Origin of the sequence: Vibrio lamellibrachiae (genome assembly GCF_050337265.1) — a bacterium.
GTDB classification, from domain to species: domain Bacteria; phylum Pseudomonadota; class Gammaproteobacteria; order Enterobacterales; family Vibrionaceae; genus Vibrio; species Vibrio kyushuensis.
This window is the reverse complement of sequence record NZ_JAKJSU010000024.1, coordinates 1-4,369: the sequence shown is the minus strand read 5'-3', so window position 1 is coordinate 4,369 and position 4,369 is coordinate 1. Positions and strand designations below refer to the sequence as shown.

At 36.9% G+C, this 4,369-nt stretch carries 7 protein-coding genes and 1 pseudogene; 7 read left to right on the top strand and 1 reads right to left on the bottom strand.

Features of this window, described 5'->3' with window-relative positions; genetic code table 11:
* Positions 1-156, bottom strand: a pseudogene (locus tag L4C54_RS24050) (IS110 family transposase); the annotation flags it as partial.
* Positions 157-277: 121 nt separating this feature from the next.
* Between L4C54_RS24050 and L4C54_RS24045 the strand changes: the two are divergent.
* The 7 genes from L4C54_RS24045 to L4C54_RS24160 form a co-directional block, all read left to right on the top strand.
* Positions 278-640 (top strand): hypothetical protein, encoded by a 363-nt coding sequence (locus L4C54_RS24045; protein WP_428810092.1) that lies wholly within the window; start codon positions 278-280, stop codon positions 638-640.
* 114 nt (positions 641-754) lie between these two features.
* Positions 755-1,249: a P-loop nucleotide/nucleoside kinase family protein gene (locus L4C54_RS24040; protein WP_428810091.1), complete on the top strand. Its 495-nt coding sequence runs from the start codon at positions 755-757 to the stop codon at positions 1,247-1,249.
* 184 nt (positions 1,250-1,433) lie between these two features.
* A complete protein-coding gene (locus L4C54_RS24035; RefSeq protein ID WP_428810090.1) occupies positions 1,434-1,907 on the top strand; it encodes a DUF1203 domain-containing protein in 474 nt (157 codons plus the stop codon).
* 133 nt (positions 1,908-2,040) lie between these two features.
* The gene (locus L4C54_RS24030; RefSeq protein ID WP_428810089.1) at positions 2,041-2,391 is read left to right on the top strand and encodes a DUF6404 family protein; all 351 of its coding nucleotides are present in this window, start codon (positions 2,041-2,043) and stop codon (positions 2,389-2,391) included.
* 268 nt (positions 2,392-2,659) lie between these two features.
* Complete coding sequence (locus tag L4C54_RS24025) at positions 2,660-3,103, top strand: hypothetical protein (RefSeq protein WP_428810088.1); 444 nt, start codon at positions 2,660-2,662, stop codon at positions 3,101-3,103.
* A 177-nt stretch (positions 3,104-3,280) separates the two neighbouring features.
* Entirely contained in the window at positions 3,281-3,877 is a 597-nt protein-coding gene (locus L4C54_RS24020; protein WP_428810087.1) for a GNAT family N-acetyltransferase, read from the top strand.
* Positions 3,878-4,262: 385 nt separating this feature from the next.
* Positions 4,263-4,369: transposase (locus L4C54_RS24160; RefSeq protein WP_489686486.1), on the top strand; the 107-nt coding region annotated here is incomplete at its 3' end.

Genomic DNA, 4,369 nt, shown 5'->3' with positions numbered 1-4,369 from the left:
CATCCCAATAGTACAAGGTGGAAGATTGGAAAATGTGTCTAAGAGTTTGTTTCTTTTAACTGTTTTGCGTAAGACGCACTTGCCATATGCATCTACGCCATGAATACTGAATACATTCTTGGCAAGATCAACGCCAATGGTTTGAATGGTGGACATAGTAACCTCCAGTTTCTAAGCGTATTCATAGTTAACTATGGCACGCTGCGGCTCGGGTAGAGGGAGTCCATATCATTCGTTAGGCTAAGTTCAAACTCATTTACAATTAAAAGGATTTAAAGTGAATAAAGTAGTATATGTATCATCTTATTTTAAACGGCTTGGTAAGAACGTAACTAAAAAAGTAGCTACAGGTGAAAAAGAAAAAGGGTTCCTTGGTGGTGAAAAGGATGTTATGAAAAAAGTCACCGAGTGGCAAGATACAGGGGCCAGCGATAGTGAAATTGATGGTCAAAGGCTTGCTAATGATGTTAGTGAAGCGATTATAAAGTTAAATACAGAAGGCTATGAAGTTATTAGCGTAGTTGATGTAACTTCAGGAAATTATTCTTGGAGAACAACTGGTGGTCAAAGTAATGCGGGTTACGGTTACGGATACTCATATACAGAGGGTGTAACTATAATTGCAAAAAAAATAGCCTAACAAGAACTTCAAACGGAAAAATATAGTTGGCTGTTTTCACTTCGTTCAACACTTTAGCCAACTATATTTTCCGCTTAAGTAGGCGTTATGAATAATTAAGAGGTTGTAAATTATATGGCAAGATTAATTTTGGTTTGTGGCCCAACAGGAGTTGGCAAAACAACTTACTCGTTATCACTTGCTAAAGAAGTAGAGGCAATAAAGTTCTCTATAGATCCATGGATGCAAACACTATTTTCAAAAGACATGACCAGTCTAGATTTTGATTGGATGATGGAAAGAGTGAATAGGTGCTCAGAACAAATTTGGCAGGTTAGTGAGCAAATTTTGGCGATTAATGGAAACGTAATATTGGATCTTGGTTTCACTACTAAAGAGCAAAGGGATATTTTTGCTAATCGTAGTAGAGAGCTTGGTCTAGCGCCAGAAATACATTATTTGAACGCCTCGACAGACACTCGTAAACAGCGTGTCGAAAAACGAAATATAGAAAAGGACCCGGCTGTATACGCTTTTGAAGTGACTGATATGATGTTTAACTTTATGGAACCAAGATTTGAGGTTCCAGATGAAGATGAACTCAAAGGTGGTCGTACAATTAATGCATAACAAATTGCTTAAACGGAAAAATGAAAATTGGCCATCTTTTCGCGATTATAGCCAACCATCACTTACCGCTTAGCAAGGCGTTTAGGCTCTAAAATAATTTAAGTGTCATGTCCGAATATGGCCAGTATTAAATAAATGGGTGTTTATAATCAAACTCTTTATTTAAAGTAAACAGGTTTAATAAATGACAATTAAATTTTTGATAAAAGCACTAACTGAAGATAACTTTCATGAACTCATGATCAAAAATAAAAAAGAGTTAAAGTTACTAGGTGCCGCTTGGGTCACTGTAGATGCTGAGCCGGGATACCCGTGTCGTGTTTCGCTCTTAGATGCAAAAATAGGTGAGAGAGTACTAGCGTTATCTTTCTTTCATCATAATGTCGATTCACCTTACAGGGCATCTGGACCCATATTTGTCCGTGAAAAAGCTCAAACGGCTAAGTTAAATATTGATGAAGTACCTAAAATGCTAAGACATAGATTACTTTCACTAAGAGCTTACGATTCAGGAAAGCTAATGATCGGAGCTGAAGTAGTACAAGGAAAAGAGTTAGAATCCGCAATTGATAGGCAATTTCAGAATAAGGATGTTGAATACATTCATATTCACAATGCAAATCCAGGTTGCTTTAATTGTAGTGTTCACCGAGCCTAACAAGTGGATCAACCGGACAAAAAACATTAGCTTTCACTCGTTCCTCGCTAATTCTAGCCAACTATTTTATATCCACTTAATAAGGCGTTAGGTTTTATTTCATTATCTTCATATCATGAGTAAGGAAACTCAAATGTCATATGAATCTCAATTACAAGCTGCACATAAGCAGCTTGAGGATAAAGGTGTATGGACATCCAATTTTAATCCTCCAATCGCTAAATTACTTAGATTCTGTGGTTTAAAATTCCCACCACCCTATTATCAAAATTTCATGATCAACTTTAGTTTTTCCAGCATTGTCTTCGGTCTATTATTTAGTGTTTTGAATTGGTTTATAAACACCCAAAGCCTCAATAAGCCTATAACGCAATTAATCTTAAAAGGCGTGTGTGGCGGCTTACTTTTCGGGTTGATTATGTCTGTTTTTTATCTGGTACGTAGAAAACAGCTAGGCTTATCAAGCTGGGAAGATCTAGCATAAACATATAGAAAACCTAACAAATGGTTCAACTGGATTCCAAAACGCTTGGTATTTTTGTAATGGTCAGATTTTATGGTTATGGTGGTCAGATTAGATTTGGTGCGTTGTTTTTTACTAGTTAACAAGGTGTTATAGCGACTAAGCTGAATGGAATCTGAACCCATTTCATATAATAATGTATTTATAGTAGTAGAATACGCTTGGAGCTGATTAAACGTATCCTTAAGTGATAATTTACAAAGCTTTATAAAATATATGAACGAGTGTTATGAAAAAGGTTGTAGTTATTATAGGTTGTATTTTACTCTCAGGCTGTTCAGCTGAATTAAGCACATTGCAGGAAGGGAATTTGGTATCAGCAAATTACGCTAAAAACATGAGAACCAAATGTGTTTTTGATAGTAGTCCAAATATCGAATATCAATATCTTAAACCTTTAAAAGCAGCTAGAGGAACTTATGGTTCTGTGAGTCGTGTTATGCCAAAATTACTTAATAATGCAGATAGAGCAGGTTCAAATACAGTTGTTAATTTCCAAGGTGGCCAACGCTTTGGATTTTGGCCTTGGCGAATTATTAGACCTGTAATGTACGGAACAGGTGTAAACTGGAAAGGTAAAAATGACTTAGAATGTAAAGCTCTTGGTGGAAGAGTTTATGCCATAGAATCTAATCGTAGGGTTTATGATATTACAAATTCTCTAGGCCAATAGTACCTTGTCAATTATATAAACGTTTTCAGTTGCAGCATAACAAATGCATCAGCACCTTTTACTACACTCGGTAATCTCAGTTTGCCGGGTGTTTCTCGTTTTTAAGGCTTCAGTTTCAAGTATGATTGTATAGTAGTAAACATGTTATGCAGACGTTAGGGAAATTGAGGCTATTAAATGGCTATCTATATTGAAAAAGGTTGGGATGTAGCAAATTCAACTTTAATTGCAGAACTGTACGAAGAGGCGTTTGGTTCGAAATTTTGCCGAGCCATTCCTGATAAAACAAACCGTATTTTAGTGCTTTCTAAGAGTTTTCAGCCCGAATATTCATTTGTGGCTTATCGTGATGGCAGCATTGTTGGCTTATCCGGCTTCAATGTTATTGCAGGCTCTCTAACTGGTGGTATTGGTGTTAAAGGGTTAGTCAAAAGTCTTGGGATTTTTCGTGGGCTTTGGGCATGTGCAGTATTCAGTCTCTTTGAGCGTGAACCGGAAAAGGGGGAACTCGTGATGGATGGTATTGCAGTAATTGATGAGTGTCGAGGGCAAGGAATCGGGTCTTTATTGCTAGATAAAATCATTAAATATACGAAAACGAGTGGCTTCGAGTCTGTAAGGCTAGATGTCATTGACAGCAATCCACGAGCCAAAAAACTATATGAGTCAAAAGGCTTTACTGCAGTAAAAATAGAGAGCTTTCCATATTTAAAGTGGCTAGTAGGTTTTTCTGGTTCAACAACAATGAAGCTTGACCTAAGAAAGCTTGCCTAACAAGTGGCTAAGGTTCAACGATTTAGGTTGGGTTAAAGACATCGCTCACCACTTAATACAGCGTTATGTGTACTTATAATTTGGTGCTAAATTTGAGCACTGGTTATCAATTAATATTCTAGGAAGGTAGATGGAAATATTATTTATCGTAAATCTAATTAGTATGCTCTTATGTTATTACGTAGCAAAACAGCGTAACGCTAAAGTAATATTCTGGGTGTTGACTGCATTTCTTGTAGGGCCTTTAGCGATCCCATTTGTTTTCTTTTCAAAGCAAGCAGGTAAACCTGATAACTAAACTAAAAGTTTGGGTTGTAGTGGCATAGTTAATTTGGCCACCTAGTTAGAGGTGATATCATCACCTCATAAGTTAACAGGTGACACTATGACGAAACGAACAAGACGACTTTTTAGCGCTGAATTTAAGTTAGAGGCTGCACAGCTAGTCCTCGATCAAAATCACTCAGTTACTGAAGCTGCTCAAGCCATGAA

Coding starts and splice junctions, on each gene's coding strand:
- L4C54_RS24025 (WP_428810088.1), top strand. CDS start 2,660: ATGAAAAAGGTTGTAGTTATTATAGGTTGTATTTTACTCTCAGGCTGT.
- L4C54_RS24020 (WP_428810087.1), top strand. CDS start 3,281: ATGGCTATCTATATTGAAAAAGGTTGGGATGTAGCAAATTCAACTTTA.
- L4C54_RS24035 (WP_428810090.1), top strand. CDS start 1,434: ATGACAATTAAATTTTTGATAAAAGCACTAACTGAAGATAACTTTCAT.
- L4C54_RS24030 (WP_428810089.1), top strand. CDS start 2,041: ATGTCATATGAATCTCAATTACAAGCTGCACATAAGCAGCTTGAGGAT.
- L4C54_RS24040 (WP_428810091.1), top strand. CDS start 755: ATGGCAAGATTAATTTTGGTTTGTGGCCCAACAGGAGTTGGCAAAACA.